Origin of the sequence: Exiguobacterium sp. s35, assembly GCF_018617535.1 — a bacterium.
Taxonomy (GTDB): domain Bacteria; phylum Bacillota; class Bacilli; order Exiguobacteriales; family Exiguobacteriaceae; genus Exiguobacterium; species Exiguobacterium aestuarii.
The window spans coordinates 130777-149762 of the sequence record NZ_JACSKI010000002.1; the positions used below are offsets into that span (position 1 = coordinate 130777).

Consider the following 18986-nt stretch of genomic DNA (forward strand, 5'->3'; position numbering starts at 1 on the left):
AGGAGCCGCACCTCGTGTGCGACTCCTTTTACAATAAGGTTTGGAAGGCGTAAACACCGAACACGGCTCCTATGACGACAACGACGAGATTGACGCGGAGTAGCGCAAGCGTCGTAGCAACCACCCCTCCGAATAAGGCGGACGTCGTAGTGGTTGTGGAGGATAAGACCCCCGGAAAGATCAAACTGGCCAATACCGCATAAGGGATGAAGGAGAGAAATCGTTTCATATATGCCGGTAACGCCAATTCCTTTAACCACAGTAGCGGAATGACGCGAGGGAGGTACGTGACAAGAGCCAACCCTAGGACGAGCAGAAACAACGATATCATGTGACCTGTTCCTCCTTAAATACAAAAGCACCGATTCCGGCTGCAACAACGGTCGCGATGATGATTCGGATGCCGTCTGAGATTGGAAAGAACGGTGTGATGCCCCAGTGAAGTATCGCTTGAATCATGATGGCTAAACTCGCGACAACGAAGACGGGACGAGTCGTCAATGAAGGGACGAGTAACCCGATAAACATCGCATATAGCGCAATGCCCATGCTCGCCTGTAACGTGCCGGGAAGACCGAAGGCTAGGAAGACGCCAATCCATGTACCGATATTCCAAGCGAGAAAGGCAATTGTATTTAACCCGAGGACGAACAGACCAGAACGTGCCTCTTTTCGAGTGGACGCGATACTAAACGTTTCATCCGTCACTCCGAAGGCGATGGTTGCTAATAGTTTTCGAGACGTCGTTTCAATTCGTTGTGACAACGAGGCGGACATTAAAAAGTGTCGCGAGTTTAGAATGAACGTGGTCAGAATGATTTCCCAATACATCGAACCGGTCATCAGCAATTGCACGGTGATGAACTGACTCGCTCCCGCGAAGATGAAAAACGACATAGATAACGTGATGGTGTTTGGAAGATCAAACGATTTTGCTAAAAGCCCAAAGGCGACGGCGATCGGGATGTATCCAATTGCAACGGGAATACCTGCCCGAAGGCCGGCACGAAATGTCGATTGTTGTGAAGATGGGGATGTGGATTGAATCGAAGTCGCCATGACAGCCCTCCTTAAGAATCAAGATGATTTCTATGTCATTCGGGATGAATGGACGGTTTCCTGCTCAAACGATGAAAAAGAGGGTATACATGTATCGTTAAGGAGGGTGGTCACATGAGTCGTGCTGAAGAATTTTTGGCCTCTTATCATCGAATCGAGGACTACTTGAGTCGAGAGATGGGAGATGGACAACATTTCAGCTTTAGCAACATGGTGAATCGGTTAGCGAAACAAAACCCGATCATCGACCGTTATAAAGAAGATTTGCATCAAATGAGTCAACTGCGAAATGCCATCGTCCATGAGCGACGAGAACCTGATTTTATTATCGCGGAACCACACGAGTCGCTCGTTGAATTGATTTTAGAGGTGGAGCGGGAGCTACTTCATCCCCGTCTCGTCATCCCATTGTTTGCGAAATCCGTGGTGACGTTTCAGTCAGAAGACTTTTTGACGGAGGTGCTACGCGAGATTCGCGATAAAAATTACTCGCAGTTTCCGGTATATCACGACAATGGCTCGTGGCGTGGTCTACTGACGAAAAAAGGAGTGACGAGTTGGCTGGCCGAGACAATCGACGGGACCAACTTATCACTCAAAGGAGTCCGCGTGAAGCATGTGCTTCACCATGATCCACATATGCATCGTTATCGATTCATTCGAAAAGATGCTACGGTCATCGAGGCACAACATTGCTTCACACAAATGAAAGAGGGCGCACGATACGACGCCCTCCTGATTACGAATACCGGTAGCCCGGATGAAACGTTACTTGGAATCATTCGCCCTCAAGATTTACTGAACGCGCTCCGTTGAGGCGAGGTGTTCAATGGCAACCTCATATTGGGTGACGGTGTTGCCGAGGACGATCGGTTTCACTTCCGACGTCCCGTCATCCCGTTTCTTATGGGCATGCTTGTAGGCGTTGCTGTCACGCCAGTTCTCAAAGCTTGCCGCATCACGCCATGTGGTCATGATGACCACATGATCCATTGCCGCATCAGACGTATCTGTTAGCACTTGCATACGGACAAAGCCATCCATCGCTTCGATTCCTTTTGTCGTTTCGAAGCGTGCTTTGACCGCATCGACCTTTCCTTTTTCAACATCTAGTTTGTTCATCACAATCCACATCACGTATTTCCCCCTATACGAATAAGATGACTCCATTATAACGTGAACGGAGAAATGCCTGAAAAAGGATGCTCACTCATCGTTGGTTCCACCATTCTTCAAACGCCCAATTCTTTTGCTTCATCATCGTCGCTTCATTGACCCCGACATAGCGCAAATGCCATGGTTCATAATTGTAGCCGGTGATCTTTTCTTTTCCTTTCGGATAACGGACGATGAAGCCGTAACGATGTGCGTTTTGGATCATCCACTTTCCTTCAGGTGATTGGTCAAAGGATTCATATAACCCTAGTCGCATGCGTTGACTCGTCATATCTACGGCTAACCCGGTTTGATGTTCACTATGACCGGGACGGGCGACATATTTTGAAGCGTATGCGACCCCGCGTGTATTGACCCAGTAAGTGTATAGTGATTTTTGGGTCGAATAGGAGCGATAAGCGCTGAGTGCGTACAACGTATGACCTTGCTTCCGACCTGCATAATACAATTTCGCCAGTGCGTAAGCGGCTTCCGCTGTCATCAGTGTACGCTCACTCCCTTTTTGATAGACAGTTGGGACGGTTAAGGTCACAAGTTGTGGGGAACGATAAGTGGACGGGAGTCCATACGTTTTATTGACAAGTCGTAACCGATCGGCCGTAGGCATTTTAGGGATACCGGCTTTCAGATTAGCGGTCGGAGTGAAGTACTTTGCACTTCCGATATAAACGTTTGCCCAACTCCGGTTATACGTGGTGTAACGGACCGGTATATTCGTTCGTAACGTCTTTAACACAGGAGAAGCTTGCATTGCGCGACCATATAAGTAGGTTGTTTTAATCGTATAACCTGGTTGTGGGGACGATGATGCCGCCATCACCGGCGAGGTCTGAAACAGCAGCAGACAAATGATCAAGATACGCAGGGACTTCATGGCAAAACGCCTCCTCTTGGGTTAGATGATGTTCCTTTTCCCGTTTTTTTGATGGACTGAGCATCTTTTATCCATCCTTAGGTCGGATGAGGATACAGCTTGGGCCCGATGAAGCGAGACACCAAATCCGATACAATAAACATAACGAATGAGATCGTAGAAAGGAGTGAGCGAATGGAAGTCTTATTTGGATTACCACTGTTGTTGCTCGTCCTGTTCTTTGCCTTTTTATACTTTAATATCAAAGGGCTATCGAATATGTGGAAGGACTACAATCGAACGAAATCGATGATTCCGCTTGGGTTCTTCATCGTCGGGATTATTGGGATTTTCACAGGGGTGTGGACGTGGCTCGTCATTTTGATTTACTACGTCGTCCGACCGAAAGACTAAACACTGTATGCAGACGCATACGGTGTTTTTGCTATACTAAGGACGAGGTGTTGAGATGGAGAAGTTAATAAAAGCATGGTTTATCGTGACGTTGATCGCGTTTGGAATCTTTAAGCTTGGTGAAGTGATGACGACCCCTTATTCGGAAACGCCGAGTGAAGGGAATATATACTGGATTGTGCTCTTGATTGGCTGGCCGTTTCTATTATTGTTCATTTGGATTACAATCCGGATGACACGTCGAGTCACAGCATCCGTGCGACCAATCGGGAGAGTCGTATTAGGTTTGGGTAGTCTCATCATGGCCGGGATTGCTTGGGTGACCAATCAATCGCAAGCGACGTCTCTTCGGGAAGGAATTCGTTTATCTACGAACGAGTCTTTCGCAGAAGGATGGAACCAATTCACGAATATCATCTATATGAACCAACTGACTTTCTTTTTCCTGACAGTCAGTTGCATGGGGATTGGAGTTGTCCTTTCGTTCCTCCCGACTAAAAAACAGCGAGAAGAAGCCGTGTGAGCTTCCTCTCGCTATTTTCATAAACGCTCTTGATAAAGACGGGCATACCGGTCAGCCGCGATGATCGCATCCGCCACTTCTTCAGGCGTGACATCAAAACCGCTATGAATCGTTTCACCTTCTGCCGTGGCGGCTTTTCCGACTTTCAAGATATCTTCTCGAGATGCATCTTTCAATTTAATATCTTCGAGTGTGACCGGTAAATCAAGTGCCATATAAAAGGCAACGTACTGCTCGAATTCTTCTTGAGGACGTCCTTCGAGTGCGAGTTGCACGAGTGTTCCAAATGCAACTTTTTCACCGTGCGTCAAATGGTGGATGTCCCCCTCTAACGCGGTGAATCCATTGTGAATGGCGTGGGCAGCAGCCAAGCCACCACTTTCAAAGCCGAGACCGCTCAATAAGGTGTTGGCTTCAACGATGGCTTCGAGCGCAGGTGTGACGACTTTTGCTTTGACGGCTTCATACGCCTGAATGCCGTACGTGAACAGCACTTCTTCACACCGTTCGGCAATCGCTTCCGCCGCAAGCGTCGGGACACCACCGGCCATCGTTTTCCCTCTAAATGAAAGAACGCTTCGCACTTCAACCCACGTCGCTAAAGCATCGGCAATGCCTGATGCAAGGAAACGTGGCGGTGCCTGTGCAATCAACTCGGTGTCCACTAAAACGAGGTCTGGATTCTTTTTATAAAAACGATAGCTTTCGAAATTGCCTTCATCTGTATAAATGACTGAAAGTGCGCTCGTCGGTGCGTCTGTCGAGGCAATCGTCGGTACGATGACGATGCGCGCATCCAATTCATCTGCAACCGCCTTTGCCGTATCGAGCGTCTTACCGCCACCGAGACCGATCACAAATGCTGTACCGCTCTCTTTGGCGTCTGTGGCGATTCGAGTAATTTCATGTTTCGATGCCTCTCCGACAAAATCTGCTTTCGTCGACTCAAGATTGCTCGTCTCTAGCGACGTTGTCACACGCGAACCGATTAAATCCCACACGACGTCATCGGCGATGAGTAAAGCTTTTGAACCGAAATGAGCGACGAACTCTCCGATACGATCAATCGTTTGTTTCCCTTGCACATACTTAGCCGGACTGATGAAAATACGTTCTGACATAGTGAAATTCATCCTTTCCTATTGGGTTTGTTGTAAGTGCTTACAACGCCATCATACTACAGTTTGTGAAGGAATGTCCGTGAAGATTACATGAAGATCTTCAACTGACCGAGCACAAGCAACAAGATGATGATGGCAACAAAAGCGAGAAACCCCCAGTCATTCATTCGTTTCGTCATACGAGATATCCCCTTCATTGTTCAGAGTGACGATTCATCCTCAGTATAGAAGGATATACAAAAGAGGTAGGCTGAATAAATCACCAGGTCAAAAATAGAAACACCTCATGATGTCGAGACAGTTCATCAGGTTTAACGGATGATGAATCGGGAACAATAGTGTCGTATGTTGATTATTGAAGGAGGAATTGAGTATGTCGAAACATGTACTGATTGTCACAACGTCAGCGAATGAATTATCAAATGGCCATGCAACGGGACTTTGGCTTGAAGAGTTTGCCGTTCCTTACTTGTTGTTTGAAAAAGAAGGGTACAAAGTGACGGTCGCAAGTATCGAAGGTGGAGACGTGCCAATCGATGCGAATAGTTTAGAGGATGGCTTGTCAGAAGATATTTTAAATACACGCGAGTTGCTCAAAGACACAGCGCGTCTCGATCAAGTCGCAGACGAGTCATACGACGCAATCTACTTGCCTGGTGGTCACGGGACAGTCGTTGATTTCCCAGAAAATGAAACGCTACAGCGCGTGATTCGCAACGTATACGAAAGTGGAAACATTGTTGGAGCGGTTTGCCATGGACCGATTGGATTGGTCAATGTGAAGCTTAGTAACAATGAACCACTCGTCAAAGATAAACAAGTGACAGGGTTCACGGATGCAGAAGAAAAAGAAATGCAACTTGATTCAGCTGTACCGTTCTTATTGGAGACGGGACTTCGCAATCAAGGCGGACAGTTCAAAGGAGCCGACAACTGGGCGGTGAATGTGGCAGTGGACGATCGACTCGTCACAGGTCAAAACCCTCAGTCTTCTGAAGCGGTCGGGAAAGAACTTGTCAAATTGCTCGGATAAATATGATGAAGCAACTTCGATCATTCGAAGTTGCTTTTTATTTTTGGACATATGTCCTATTCAAGCTGTCATTCTTTTTGTACAGTCAGACAAAGAGAGAGGGGAATGACATGGGAGTTATATTTGCCATACTATCTGGCACGTTTATCGCGTTACAAGGGATTTTTAATGCCAAACTAGGAGATGCAGTAGGGGCATGGATGTCTGTCACGATCGTCCATTTCGTCGGACTTCTATTAGCGCTCGTCATTTATTTGTTCAAACGAGATGCTGACATGACGGCCTTCAAACGTGTCCCTTGGTATTATAGTTTAGGCGGACTGTTTGGTGTATTCGTCGTATTCGGCGAACTGACAGCGATTCAACAACTTGGTGTGACGTGGGCAATCTGTGTCCTGCTTGTGGCACAATTGGTAGGAGCCTTTATCATCGATTTGAACGGCTGGTTTGGTGTCAAACGGAAGCCGATGAATACGGGACAGGTCATGGGACTCGTCTTGATGGTCGTCGGTATCGGAATTTATACATTCGCGTAAGGAGTTCAATTCCAATGATGAATATTATGGATGCACTGACACGTTTGCAGTGGGATCATCTTTTTTCTAACGAAACGCTCGAAGCTTCTTCTGTAGTCACTTATGAATCCGGGACAATGCTTTGTTCGAACAATCAACATATTGAATCCTTGTTTGTCGTTCTCGAAGGACGTGTCAAAATTTATACGCTGAGTGAAGAAGGGAAGTTGCGCTTGCTTCGTTTAAAAGCTGCACCGACCTTGATTGGTGACATCGAATATGCGAGTGGTCGTAACGTGTTGCATACCGTCGAGGCGGTAGGTCCGGTAACCTGTTTACGCATTCCGTTCGAGGCACTTCGTCGTCATAATCGTACGGTCGAATTTACGGAACATCTATTGCACGGGGTATCTGAAAAACTGTTCATCGAGGCAAACGCCTCATCCAATCATCTCATGTCGACACTTGAAGAACGGTTGGCTGGTTATTTGATCTCGCTTAGCGAATCAGGTAATGAGCTGTTTCAAGCTGAGATGAGTCAACTGAAGCGTAAAGAAGTCGCCGAATGGCTGGGGACCAGCTATCGTCATTTGAATCGAACGTTGCAGGCGTTCGTCGATGAAGGATTGGTCAAACGAACGAGAAAAGAAGTTGTCATATTAAATAGTGCGCGATTAAAGGAACGTGCGAACGGCATGTTTTATGAGTGAGGAGCGATTACATGGTTTTTGGAATTATCTGTTCAGCAGTGGCCGGAGCATTTATTAGTGTCCAGGCAGCGGTCAATGCAAAAATGAATACAAATCTAGGAGCTTGGGCGACAACGGTACTGGTCTTTATCGTCGGTTTGGTCGGATCCATCATCCCGTTGTTATTATTCGGAGGCAATCTTTCCGGATTACGTGACGTCTCTCCCATCTATTGGCTTGGTGGGTTACTTGGTGTAGGTGTCGTGTATTGTGTCATGCGGAGCATCCAGTTACTTGGACCGACTTTGTCCGTGTCACTCATCCTCGTGTCACAACTCATTTGGGCATTACTCGTCGATTTGTATGGCGCTTTCGGGATGCCTCAAATCACGTTATCGGCTGGACAAGTCGTTGGGCTTACGGTCCTGCTCGTCGGAGTGATTCTCTTTAAGCAGTCCCAAACCGCGGCCATCGCCAAACAAGCTGTCAACGAAGCCACTTCTTGAGGAGTGGCTATTTTTCTGAGCAAAACGGGTACAGGTTGGTAACGATTTTTTGATAAAATGAAGCGGTATGGTTTAAAAAATAGCTGAGGTGATAAAAAAGTGGATTCTTCCATAGTGATTGATTTGTTGATTGTTTTGTTTTTGATTGTGTTGAACGGGATTTTTGCGATGACAGAAATTGCGCTCATCTCATCGAAACCTGCAAAACTTGAGGTTGAAGCAAATCGAGGGAAACGAAGTGCGAAGATTGCGCTTCACTATTCGAAAGACCCGACAGATTTGTTGTCGACCGTTCAAGTCGGAATCACATTGATTGGGATTATTAACGGGGCCTACGGAGGCGCGCGCTTCTCGGCACCTCTCGCATCGGCGTTTGAACAAGCCGGTATGAGTACGCAGTATGCCGGAACGGTAGCTTATGTGGCCGTCGTTACAATCATTACGTATTTGTCGCTCATCATTGGAGAATTGGTACCGAAACGGATTGCGCTCGTCTCGCCTGAAAAAGTAACGATGGCAATCATTCCTTCGCTTGATTTATTTAGCAAGTTGATGCGCCCATTCATTTGGATTTTATCGAAATCGACGCTCTTCTTATTCAAGCTACTTGGGTTGAAGGCAGAACAAACAAGTGGAGAAACAGAGCTTGAGATTAAGCAGCTCCTCTTTGAAGGGGCACAGCAAGGTCAGTTTGCTCACGAAGAAGTTCAGCAAGTTGAACGCGTCTTTGCGTTCCATGATCAGTTGATTTATGAACTGATGCAACCTCGGACGACGCTCGAATGGGTCGACTTAGAGGATGACATGGACGACATGAAAAAATCGATTTACGAAAGTAAGCATAACAAGTTACCAGTCGGTCGCGACTCGCTCGACGATTTTGTCGGATATATCGATGTGCGTGACATTTTGACGTTACCGACATTGCGTGAGCCGTCACAGATTTTAAAACGCATCAAGCAACCGCTCATCGTTCCAAAGCAACGAGAGGCGAGCCAAGTGCTTCAGATGATGCAGAAAAATGGTGTCGAGATTGCCTTTGTCTTAGATGAATATGGTGGATTCCTCGGAATGGTCACGTTATTCGATATTTTAGAAGAAATCGTCGGAGAGGTCATGATTGAAGAAGATACACCGGAAGTGGTTCGTCGTGAGGACGGATCGTATTTGGCGGATGGGTTACTCGGAATCGAGGATTTGAAACGAACGTTCGAGATTCGGGATGACCGATTCGACGAAGGACGTAATTCGTACCATACGCTCGCAGGTCTCGTCATTTATGCACTAGGCGATTTTCCGAAGCGGGGTGACGTGGTCGAAGCGTACGGTCTTCGCTTTGAAGTCGTGGACATGGACGGGAAGCGTGTCGACCAAGTACTTGTCTCTGAATTACAACATCCAACCAAAGAAGAGGATTGATGCAATCGCATCAATCCTCTTCTTCGTGTGTCATCCACGTGCGTTGTAAAGCACCTAGCAAAGTTTGAGCCGTGTGTAACATCGCCCGTTCATCCACATCGAAACGAGGATGGTGATGAGGGAAGATTGCCGCGAGCTCGGGATTCCCGGCTCCCGTGAAGAAGAAGCTACCGGGCACTTGTTCTACATAGTAGGCGAAGTCTTCGCCGACCATGAGCGGTGCCATCTCGATGACACCATCTGAACCGACGACGTCGATTGCGCTTTGCCGGACGTGTTCCGTTTCCGTCACATGATTGACGACAGCTGGATACCCTTTTATATAGTCGAGCTCGTACTCGGCATCGCTCGCAGCACAGACGGAACGGATAATACGTTCCATATCCATGATCATCTTTTCTTGCGTCTCATGGGTGAACGTACGCACGGTTCCAGATAACTTCGCTTCTTCGGCTATCACGTTGAACGCTTGACCGGAATGGAGAGTCCCGATGGTGAGAACGGCTGGTTCGAGCGGGTCAACGCGTCGACTGACCACTTGTTGGAGATGATTAGCCACGTTCACGGCGACCATGAGCGCATCGACCGTATGTTGCGGAATCGCGCCATGTCCACCTTTTCCTGTAATGGTCAATTCAAATCGATCGGCTGCAGCCATGACGGGACCTGTTTTCACGCCAATCGTTCCGAACGGGAGCGGCGTCCAAATGTGTGCGCCGTATACATAATCTACGTTGTCGAGACACCCGTCTTCAATCATCGGTTTGGCACCCCCTGGAGCCAACTCTTCAGCGAACTGATGAATCAACACGACGTCTCCCGGAAGGTCCATCTCGGTCAACACTTTCGCTAGGACGAGAAGTGTCGCCGTATGGGCATCGTGTCCGCAAGCATGCATGACCCCATTTACTTTTGAACGATAGGGGACATCTTTCACATCTTGGATCGGAAGGGCATCAAAATCGGCACGTAACGCGATGGTCGGGCCGTCACCGCCTTTGATTCGACCAACGACACCATTACCGCCAACGTGTTCACGCACCTCGATTCCAAGCGCACGGAGATAAGAAGCAATCATCTTTGGCGTTTCGACTTCTTGAAAGGACAGCTCTGGATATTGGTGAAAATGGCGCCTTAGTGACACCATCTCTTCGAACAACTCTGTCAAACGTACTTCGGCATGCGTGACGATCATTGCGAACACTCCTTTGTGATTACCGTGTCAAGAAATGAATCCATTTACAAATTGTTATGAAAGTTAAGCTTATCTTATACGAGTAAAGGGAATTAATACAGGAGAAAATGAAGAAATGAGGTGCCAACATGGGGTGGATTATTGCAATTGTAGCGGTTGTCGTGCTCGTACTCATCTATTTTTCGATGTACAACGGGCTCGTCAAATATCGGAACTGGGTCGATGAGGCATGGGCTCAAATCGATGTTCAGTTGAAGCGGCGGTATGATTTGATTCCGAACTTGGTCGAGACGGTGAAAGGGTATGCGAAACACGAGCAAGAGACGCTTGCGAAGGTTGTTGAACTAAGAAATCAGCTTGGTGAGAAGTCGAATCGTCAAGATCAGATGGCGGTGAACGACCAACTGAGCGGGGCGTTGAAAAATCTGTTCGCGCTTCGTGAAGCGTATCCAGACTTGAAGGCGAATGAGAACTTCAAAATGTTGCAGGAAGAATTGACGCAGACTGAAAACAAGGTCGCGTACTCGCGTCAGCTCTATAACAATACGGTCATGAAGTACAATACAAAAATCGAATCGGTACCGACGAATATCATCGCGTCCGTCCATCATTTCGAAAAACGCGACATGCTTGAAGCACGTGCTGAAGAGCGCGAAAACGTTCGCGTGTCGTTTTGATGAATCGAGGTGGCAGCTATGCTCCTCTATGAACAGATTCGAAAGAATAAAGTGAAGACCGTTTTCATCGTCACGGGGTTCGTCTTATTCGTTCTTCTCGTAGGGGCGGCCATCTCCTATGTCAACTACGGGGACGCAATCCCAGGGTTGATTTTCACACCAATCTTCTCATTGTTTTATGTCGGCATCGTCATCATGTCGAGCACGAACATCGTCATGAAGATGAATCGGGCGCAAGAGGTGACCTCGGTCGAAGAGCATCGTTTTTTATGGCATACGGTCGAAAACATGGCGATGGTCGCAAGAGTACCGATGCCACGCATCTTTATCATCAACGATTCGTCACCGAACGCATTTGCGACGGGACTGAAGCCGGAAAAGGCGGCCGTCGCCGTCACGACGGGACTACTAGAACGATTGTCTCGCGAAGAAGTAGAAGGTGTCATCGCGCATGAGGTCGCACATATTAAAAACTATGATGTGCGTCTCTCGACGGTTACGCTCGCACTCGTATCGGTCATTGCCATCATGAGCGACATCGGGTCACGTATGTTATTTTTCCGAAGCATCAGTGGAGGGAGACGCGATCAAAACCAGAATCCAATCTTTCTCATCATCGGGCTTGTCTTATTGGTGTTAGCCCCGCTCATCGCCATGCTGATCAATATGGCGATTTCACGTAATCGCGAGTTTCTAGCAGATGCAAGTGGAGCGGAACTGACCCGTAACCCGGATGCCCTCGCCTCAGCGCTTGAGAAGATTGCAAACGTCGAGACACCGGTCGAGCAAGCGTCGAGTGCCTCGGCCCCACTTTACTTCTCCGACCCACTCAAGAAGAAAGTGAGCGGTTTGTTCTCGACGCACCCTGATCCAGTCGAGCGGATTTCCCGACTTCGTCAAATGTAAGAAGAGCCTGTCCAGTTGCGGCAGGCTCTTTATGTTACACTGAACTGGGAAAATAAGGGGGTGGGTGAGTTGGATAAAAAGATATACATTGGTTTAGGAGTCGCTTTACTAGTCGTATTATTTTTATTTGGGCTAGGACCATATATTGTGCATACAGTACTTAAGGTCTTCATGTGGCTCACGCAATATATTTTGCCATGGATTTTCCTCTACTATTTCGTTCAATTTTATAAACAATATGCACAAAAACAAGAAAAGCCACCTGAATGAGGTGGCTTTCGACGTTTATCCTGCGCGGTGGCTACGGATTTTTTCAATCTCGTCGAGAACGAACTGAACGTTTGTACCGACGATGACTTGGATATGATTCGGGCTGACGACTTTAACGCCAGGAATACCAGCTTTTTTGATTTGATCTTGGTTAACGGTATCCATGTCTTTGACATCAACGCGTAGGCGTGTGATACAAGATTCGATTCCTGTGACGTTGCTGTCACCGCCGAGACCATCATAGATCATGTTCGCCATCGCTGAGAATTCGTTGCCAGAGGCAGATGCGACCGGCGCCACTTTCGTTTCGCCGTCTGTTGTTTCACTTGCGACTGCATCAACGACTTCATCCGGTTCACGACCTGGTGTTGCCAAGTTGAGCTTCACGATCATGAAGCGGAAGATTGCATAGTAGATGACTGCAAAGACGAGACCTTGAACGAGTAACATGTACGGTTGGTTCGCAAGTGGCAAGCGTGAGCTTAACACGAAGTCAACCAATCCTGCACTGAACCCGAAACCAGCTGTCCATTGGAACGTTGCAGCGATAAAGAGCGAGATTCCTGTAAGGACTGCGTGTACAAGGTAAAGAACCGGTGCGAGGAACATGAATGAGAACTCGAGTGGTTCAGTTACACCTGTAAAGAATGAAGCGAATGCAGCTGCAAGAAGAAGAGAAGCCGCTTGTTTCTTCCGTTTTGTCTTCGCTGTGTGGTACATCGCAAGTGCTGCGGCTGGGAGACCGAACATCATGATTGGGAAGTAACCCGCTTGATACATCCCAGTTACACCTTTCTCACCTTCACCCGACCAGAAGTTTCCGATGTCGTTAATGCCAGCGACGTCGAACCAGAAGACTGAGTTGAGGGCGTGGTGAAGACCTGTTGGAATCAAGAGACGGTTAAAGAACCCATAAAGTCCGGCACCAAATGCGCCAAGCTTAGAAATCGATTCCCCGAATCCGACGAGACCTGTATAAACGACCGGCCAGATGAAGTAAAGCGCGACCGATACGAGGATCATCGAGAAGGCTGTCATGATTGGAACGAGACGCTTCCCACTAAAGAACGCGAGGGCGTCTGGTAATTTAACGTGACTGAAACGATTATACATCGAAGCGGCGACGAGACCTGAAAGAATCCCGACAAACGCGTTGGCAATCTTGCCGAACGCCGGGTTGACGGCTTCGACGTCGACACCTTGGAACAAGGCGACCGTGCCAGCAGAGAGAAGCGTCGTGACAGTCAAAAAGGCAACGAGTCCACTCAGTGCAGCTGAACCGTCGCGGTTTTTAGCCATACCGAGGGCAACCCCGACTGCGAAAAGAATTGGAATGTTATCGATAATCGCGGCACCCGCTTTAATTAGGAAGGCGGCTGCAATGTTTTCAGATCCCCAGCCGACTGGGTCAATCCAATAACCAATCCCCATGAGAATCGCAGCTGCCGGAAGTACAGCAACCGGTAACATGAGGGAACGTCCGAGACGTTGGAAAAAGTTCATCATTTTTGATTTCCTCCTTTTTGGTGGTGTTGATCTTGTAGACGTTGAATGTGGAGCGTAATATAGCCAAGTTCTGACTCGGGCAAGACGATGCCATATGTCTCTTCCATTTCTTTTGCGACATCAGATGCGCACGCATAGGCAGACGTGAATTTCGTCTGAATCATGCGGAGCATGTCTTCATCAATCGTATGATGATCGTAATGGTTGACCCGATCCATGACGAACCGTAAATGAGTTAATAATCGTTGGTAGGATAAGTCATCTTCTTCAATGGATACATCGAGTCGTCGTGAAATCGATTGAATCATGTCGCGGACAATCGTTGTCTGTTTGACCGTCTTGCGTAAATCACCTCCTTTTACTTTCATCGTATGGATATGAAGCGCGATGAACGCGGCTTCGTCTTTCGGCATTTGAACATTCAGTTTGTCAGCGATGTGTTCAATCGCCCACAGTCCAATCTCGTACTCATTCCGATAGAGAATCTTAATCTCGTTCAACAATTTGTTTCGTAGTGAGATGCCTTCCATCTCCCGCTCGATCGCAAATGAGATATGATCGGTCAAGACGATGTGGATGTGCTCGTTGAACGATGTCTCGAGACGTTTCTCTGCGTATGAAATAATGTCCTCGGAGACAGTGAAGTGTTCAACCGGGATTCGGCTCAACAACTGTTGGAACTTGTCATTTTCCGGCATGATGAACAACTTTTCGATTTTATGGGGATTCACGATGTCGTTCCTCGTCTTTTTAAAGGCGACGCCAGGACCAATCGCAATCTTTTCTTCTCCATCGTCCGAGACGATGACCGCATTGTTATTTAGAATCTTTTTGATCTTAATCATGTGTCCTCCTTGTTCCGGAGTCACGCTTCCACTCGGGCGACGACCGTCTTACCTGGGACGGCTTCCTTCGTAAATGTGAAGGCATAGTGATGGGCAAGCGTTCCACCATTCGTCACGACCATCGGCGTGACGGTGTCTTTACCGGCTTGATGGATTTGTGCCAAGTCCGCTGTGAGTAGCAGCTGCCCCGTTTTCACATGGTCACCCACATCGACACGGAGATCGAATGGTCGACCTTCGAGTTCGACGGTGTCGAGTCCAACGTGAATCAAAATCTCAGCACCATCCTCGGTCCGAATGCCGATGGCGTGCTTTGTCGGAGCGATTTGTACGATTTCTCCGTCAGCTGGTGAGACGACTGCTCCGTCTGTCGGTGTGATCGCGATGCCATCGCCCATCATTTTTTCGCTAAAGACCGGATCGGCTACTTGTTCGAGTGGAATGACGTCTCCTTCCATCGGCGAGTGTAGTGTCGGTTTGTGTCGATTCATTAACTTATTCCATAGCATATCTTCTACATCCTTTCTTAAAACAAAACGCGGAAAAACAAAACAGGCATGGAGTATAGACGGGTGGCATGCACCGTACGTCTTACCCCATGCCTGATCGAATCAGTCACATGTGATCGCTATTCGTTTCTTCACGTACAACATAACATGTGTTGATTTGAGACACAAGTCTTTTTTTGAAAGCGTTCTCTAAAAATTTACAAGGTGATGAATCTATTGTATAGTTAAGGCGAATCTATTGAAGAAAGGTGTTGCATGTTGATGAGTGAGGTTGTATCTGCCTAACGAACTGAAAAATGTCGGATGACACGTCTTTTTGTCATGCCGTCATGTTCCGTTACAGATACCGCCCATCAAAAACTGCCAGACACCGGTCTGTCTTTTTGCGTTGGTCGTCATCGACCAACGCTTTTTTGTTTGCGCGGTATCTCGATTCTACATTTGAGGAGAGAGACATATGAACGAACAAACATTTGAAAAATTACAATACAACGAATTAATGACGAAAGTAGAGCGCTTCTGCATCAGCGGATTCGGGCGACGGTTACTCAAACAACAACGTCCGACGAGCCATATTGCGACGGTGAAGAAGCGTCTGCAGGAAACGTCTGAAGCACGAGCGATTTTAGATGCGACGTCACACGTCCCATTCATCGGGGTTTCTGATATGGAAACAATCATCGGAAAACTACAACGAGGCATCCAACTCGAAGCAACAGAACTTGAAGCGGTCGCTGAGTTTTTACGAGGAGCACGTAAGCTGAAGCGATTCATGCTCGAACATGAATTCTTTGCACCGCTCCTGTCCGCGTATGCTGCTGGAATGGGCGAATGGCGGACACTAGAAGAAGACATCACGCAAGCGATTCGAGCTGGACAAGTCGTCGATGAGGCGTCGAAAGAGTTGAAGCGGATCCGAAAACAAGTCGACATTCTCGAAGGGCGAATCGAGGAGCGGTTGGCCAAGTTTTTGAAGAGTGCCGCCAATCGCGAGATGATTCAAGACGGATTCGTCACGAAAAAACAGGATCGCTTCACCATCCCAATCAAAGCTTCATACAAGCATAAAGTAGCGGGTACGATTGTAGACACATCGAATCGTGGGACAACGGTCTTTATCGAACCGGAGGCTATTTCGAAATTGAATGCAGAACTCGTCATTAAACGCACGGAAGAAGCGGTAGAAGTGTATCAAGTATTAGCCACATTGACCGGAGCGGTGACAGAAGTCCTTTCTGACATCGAGGCAACACTCGATGTCATCGCGCAGTACGATATGGTCTTCGCCAAAGGGAAGTACAGTCAGTCGATTGATGGCGTGACACCGCATGTGAATGCGACCGGTCGAATCCAATTGAAGCAAGTGCGTCATCCGCTCTTAGAAAGTGCCGTTGCACTCGATTTTGCCATCGGTACAGACTATCGTGGCTTGATTATCACTGGACCGAATGCTGGTGGAAAGACGGTCGTCTTGAAAACGATTGGACTCCTCAGTTTGATGACGATGACGGGTCTGCATATCCCGGCACACACCGATACGGTCATCTCCACATTCGATGAGGTGTTCGTCGATATCGGAGATAATCAGGACTTGGAGTCAGCACTCAGTACGTTCTCGGCGCATATGCACAATGTGGCAAAAATCATGCAAACCGCTGGGAAACGGTCGCTGCTATTATTCGATGAGATTGGAAGTGGGACGGAACCGAATGAAGGGGCCGCTCTGGCGATTGCCATTTTAGAAGCGGCTTATAAACGTGGATCAATCGTTGTGGCGTCGACGCATTATGGAGAAATCAAATCGTATTCTGAAGCGCATCCGGATTTCATGAACGCAGCGATGCAGTTTGATCCGGAAACGCTCGAACCGAAATACCGACTGCTCATGGGGCAGTCTGGCGACAGCAATGCTTTGTTTATCGCTCGGAAGATGAAGTTACCGGAAGCGATTTTGAAACAGGCATCTCGTTATATGAACGAGAAAACCTATGACACCACGAAAGTCGATGATGCTAAAATCGCACGCGAAGTGGAAGTGGTTCCGCTTGAAGAGGCGGAACGCTTTGAAAAAGGTGACCGTGTCCGTCTATTAGAGACAAATCAAGTCGGGCTTGTCTATTCGTTTGATGCATCGCGTCGGCATGTCCGGGTGTTCGTGAATGACGATTATGTAGAGCTACCGAGTCGTCGTGTCCGGCTAGAGGCGCGTGCCACAGAACTCTATCCGGCTGACTATGATTTGGATACGTTATTCACGACGTATCAGGAGCGTAAGGAAGCACACGACTTTGCACGAGGATCGAAAAAAGCGTTACGACGAGTGGAGAAAGAGATTCGGGAAAGAAAGAAACAAGAGCAATCTAACCGGAAATGAATGTAGCGTAAAGCGAAAGGGTAAGAGCACATAGAGAGAAGTCTTAATGTGGGAGGGGCTTATGTGTTCGAGTTAAGTTTTTGGTTTGCACTCGGCTTTGCAGTGATTCACTTTTTTTCAGGAAAGCTCATTCATGTGCGTGAAGTGCCGAGGAGCCGTTTTTTATCAGTGGCTGGTGGGATTGCCGTTGCTTATGTATTCCTTCATCTGTTACCAGAGTTAAATGAATATCAACGTGAACTCGAAGGAGAGATTGGAAATAACGTCTTCGCTTCCCTCGAGAACCATATCTTGATCATCAGTATGTTAGGACTGGCTGTCTTTTATGGGCTCGAGCGATTCGCGACAGCCAATAAGCGCAAACAAAAACCATATGTATTTTGGATTCATATTGGTTCATTCACGCTTTATACGTTTAGCATCGGGTATGTGCTCGCAGAAAGTGAATTTCAGTCAAATGGCACGATGTTCCTCTATTTTGTAGCGCTCGGCATACACTTTGTCACGGTCGATCAAGGATTGCGTCAGCATCACCAGCAACTTTATGATCGACAAGGGCGCATCTTCTTGGCGCTTGCTGTACTCATAGGGTGGGCAGTTGGTACATTTGCAGAAGTGAATGAACTTGGCTTGTCCATCGTTGTCGCCTTTTTAGCAGGTGGCGTCATCTTGAACGTCATGAAAGAAGAATTGCCTGCTGAACGTGAGAGTAGTTTTGGTGCGTTTTTAGTTGGACTATTAGGTTATGCGTTGTTATTACTCGTCATATGAAAAGGCAGCCACGTGCGTCGTGGCTGCCTTTTGACTTATAAGCTTGAACTTTGATTCTCTATGTTGCTGTCGCTCTCTGTTGAAGCAGCGTCATCTGAAGAAGAGGCTTCGTTATGATGTGGGCCGTGACGGTGGCCATGGCGACCACCTTCTCGTCCGCCGCGCATACCGCGAGCATCTTCTAAGTCATCATAACTTGTCACATCAGCAAAACGCTCTTCGTGATCCGCAAGGATTTGATCAGCTTCTTCTTGCGTCAAGTTTCCTTCCTCCACAGCGGTCGCCAGTTTTTCTTCATGCGATGTCATGATGGCATCGATGAATGCTTCAATCGAAATGCCTTTTTCCTCCGCGAGTTCAGGAAGTGACTGTCCGTTTTCACGTGCCGCTTCCACTTCTTCTTCCGTTAAACCAAGCGCTTCGATGAGAGCGGCATGACCTGCTTCCCGATCACCGAACATACCAGGACCTCGCTCGCCGCGTTCACATTGGGTGGATGCTGTCGTTGTCGATTCGTCTGTCGTCGTGTCATTCGTCGCGGCATATACGCCAGTGCCCGAGACGGCTAATAGACCGGCCAAGGCGATTGCAAGTTTCGTTGATTTCATGTGTATCTCCTCCTTTT

At 47.8% G+C, this 18986-nt stretch carries 22 protein-coding genes; 12 read left to right on the forward strand and 10 right to left on the reverse strand.

Going from position 1 to position 18986, the window contains the following annotated elements; genetic code table 11:
• Positions 1-28 precede the first annotated feature (28 nt).
• A complete protein-coding gene (locus KNO75_RS11060) occupies positions 29-331 on the reverse strand; it encodes an AzlD domain-containing protein (RefSeq protein WP_214795940.1) in 303 nt (100 codons plus the stop codon).
• Positions 328-1059, reverse strand: a complete 732-nt coding sequence (locus KNO75_RS11065; RefSeq protein ID WP_214821943.1) for an AzlC family ABC transporter permease — start codon at positions 1057-1059, stop codon at positions 328-330. Before KNO75_RS11065 ends, KNO75_RS11060 begins: the two co-directional genes overlap by 4 nt.
• Before the next feature lie 114 nt (positions 1060-1173).
• Here KNO75_RS11065 and KNO75_RS11070 point away from each other — a divergent pair, with 114 nt between their 5' ends.
• Positions 1174-1875 (forward strand): CBS domain-containing protein, encoded by a 702-nt coding sequence (locus KNO75_RS11070; RefSeq protein WP_214790131.1) that lies wholly within the window; start codon positions 1174-1176, stop codon positions 1873-1875.
• Here KNO75_RS11070 and KNO75_RS11075 read toward each other — a convergent pair.
• Together KNO75_RS11075 and KNO75_RS11080 are read right to left on the reverse strand one after the other, a co-directional pair.
• Positions 1855-2193 carry an antibiotic biosynthesis monooxygenase gene (locus KNO75_RS11075; RefSeq protein ID WP_214821941.1) on the reverse strand — a complete coding sequence of 113 codons (339 nt, stop codon included), beginning with the start codon at positions 2191-2193 and terminating at the stop codon, positions 1855-1857. The genes KNO75_RS11070 and KNO75_RS11075 overlap by 21 nt on opposite strands.
• 76 nt (positions 2194-2269) lie before the next feature.
• Positions 2270-3109, reverse strand: a complete 840-nt coding sequence (locus KNO75_RS11080; protein WP_214821939.1) for a M15 family metallopeptidase — start codon at positions 3107-3109, stop codon at positions 2270-2272.
• A gap of 174 nt (positions 3110-3283) precedes the next feature.
• Here KNO75_RS11080 and KNO75_RS11085 point away from each other — a divergent pair, with 174 nt between their 5' ends.
• The gene (locus tag KNO75_RS11085; RefSeq protein WP_074036747.1) at positions 3284-3502 is read left to right on the forward strand and encodes a hypothetical protein; all 219 of its coding nucleotides are present in this window, start codon (positions 3284-3286) and stop codon (positions 3500-3502) included.
• Positions 3503-3557: 55 nt separating this feature from the next.
• On the forward strand, positions 3558-4025 hold the full coding sequence (locus KNO75_RS11090) for a hypothetical protein (RefSeq protein WP_214818035.1): 468 nt from the start codon (positions 3558-3560) through the stop codon (positions 4023-4025).
• A gap of 17 nt (positions 4026-4042) precedes the next feature.
• On the opposite strand, the gene KNO75_RS11095 is transcribed toward KNO75_RS11090, so the two are convergent.
• On the reverse strand, positions 4043-5146 hold the full coding sequence (locus KNO75_RS11095; protein ID WP_214795952.1) for a glycerol dehydrogenase: 1104 nt from the start codon (positions 5144-5146) through the stop codon (positions 4043-4045).
• A 373-nt stretch (positions 5147-5519) separates the two neighbouring features.
• Between KNO75_RS11095 and KNO75_RS11100 the strand changes: the two genes are divergently transcribed.
• The 5 genes from KNO75_RS11100 to KNO75_RS11120 all read left to right on the forward strand — a co-directional run bounded on the left by KNO75_RS11100 (position 5520) and on the right by KNO75_RS11120 (position 9308).
• Complete coding sequence (locus KNO75_RS11100) at positions 5520-6179, forward strand: type 1 glutamine amidotransferase domain-containing protein (protein WP_214795954.1); 660 nt, start codon at positions 5520-5522, stop codon at positions 6177-6179.
• Between the two features lie 110 nt (positions 6180-6289).
• A complete protein-coding gene (locus tag KNO75_RS11105) occupies positions 6290-6715 on the forward strand; it encodes a DMT family transporter (protein WP_214795956.1) in 426 nt (141 codons plus the stop codon).
• 14 nt (positions 6716-6729) lie between these two features.
• Positions 6730-7404, forward strand: a complete 675-nt coding sequence (locus tag KNO75_RS11110) for a Crp/Fnr family transcriptional regulator (RefSeq protein WP_214821937.1) — start codon at positions 6730-6732, stop codon at positions 7402-7404.
• An 11-nt stretch (positions 7405-7415) separates the two neighbouring features.
• Entirely contained in the window at positions 7416-7889 is a 474-nt protein-coding gene (locus KNO75_RS11115) for a DMT family transporter (protein WP_214821936.1), read from the forward strand.
• Positions 7890-7988: 99 nt separating this feature from the next.
• On the forward strand, positions 7989-9308 hold the full coding sequence (locus KNO75_RS11120) for a hemolysin family protein (RefSeq protein ID WP_214795960.1): 1320 nt from the start codon (positions 7989-7991) through the stop codon (positions 9306-9308).
• 10 nt (positions 9309-9318) lie between these two features.
• Here KNO75_RS11120 and KNO75_RS11125 read toward each other — a convergent pair whose 3' ends face one another.
• A complete protein-coding gene (locus KNO75_RS11125; protein WP_214821934.1) occupies positions 9319-10503 on the reverse strand; it encodes an amidohydrolase in 1185 nt (394 codons plus the stop codon).
• A gap of 128 nt (positions 10504-10631) precedes the next feature.
• On the opposite strand from KNO75_RS11125, the gene KNO75_RS11130 reads away from it, so the two are divergent.
• Both KNO75_RS11130 and htpX read left to right on the forward strand, forming a co-directional pair.
• Positions 10632-11180 (forward strand): LemA family protein, encoded by a 549-nt coding sequence (locus tag KNO75_RS11130; protein WP_015880351.1) that lies wholly within the window; start codon positions 10632-10634, stop codon positions 11178-11180.
• Between the two features lie 18 nt (positions 11181-11198).
• Positions 11199-12086: a zinc metalloprotease HtpX gene (gene htpX / locus KNO75_RS11135; protein ID WP_214818181.1), complete on the forward strand. Its 888-nt coding sequence runs from the start codon at positions 11199-11201 to the stop codon at positions 12084-12086.
• A 285-nt stretch (positions 12087-12371) separates the two neighbouring features.
• On the opposite strand, the gene nagE is transcribed toward htpX, so the two are convergent.
• The 3 genes from nagE to KNO75_RS11150 are packed head-to-tail and all read right to left on the reverse strand — an operon-like array spanning position 12372 to position 15216.
• Positions 12372-13862 (reverse strand): N-acetylglucosamine-specific PTS transporter subunit IIBC, encoded by a 1491-nt coding sequence (gene nagE, locus KNO75_RS11140; RefSeq protein WP_214695709.1) that lies wholly within the window; start codon positions 13860-13862, stop codon positions 12372-12374.
• Positions 13859-14707: a PRD domain-containing protein gene (locus KNO75_RS11145; protein WP_251126171.1), complete on the reverse strand. Its 849-nt coding sequence runs from the start codon at positions 14705-14707 to the stop codon at positions 13859-13861. The genes nagE and KNO75_RS11145 overlap by 4 nt, the downstream gene beginning before the upstream one ends.
• Positions 14708-14727: 20 nt before the next feature.
• Positions 14728-15216: a PTS sugar transporter subunit IIA gene (locus KNO75_RS11150; RefSeq protein ID WP_214790158.1), complete on the reverse strand. Its 489-nt coding sequence runs from the start codon at positions 15214-15216 to the stop codon at positions 14728-14730.
• A gap of 457 nt (positions 15217-15673) precedes the next feature.
• Between KNO75_RS11150 and KNO75_RS11155 the strand changes: the two genes are divergently transcribed.
• Together KNO75_RS11155 and KNO75_RS11160 are read left to right on the forward strand one after the other, a co-directional pair.
• Positions 15674-17590, forward strand: a complete 1917-nt coding sequence (locus tag KNO75_RS11155) for an endonuclease MutS2 (RefSeq protein ID WP_214821929.1) — start codon at positions 15674-15676, stop codon at positions 17588-17590.
• Positions 17591-17653: 63 nt separating this feature from the next.
• On the forward strand, positions 17654-18361 hold the full coding sequence (locus KNO75_RS11160; RefSeq protein ID WP_214818025.1) for a hypothetical protein: 708 nt from the start codon (positions 17654-17656) through the stop codon (positions 18359-18361).
• A 35-nt stretch (positions 18362-18396) separates the two neighbouring features.
• Here KNO75_RS11160 and KNO75_RS11165 read toward each other — a convergent pair whose 3' ends face one another.
• Positions 18397-18969 (reverse strand): hypothetical protein, encoded by a 573-nt coding sequence (locus tag KNO75_RS11165; protein ID WP_214821926.1) that lies wholly within the window; start codon positions 18967-18969, stop codon positions 18397-18399.
• Positions 18970-18986: the final 17 nt, after the last annotated feature.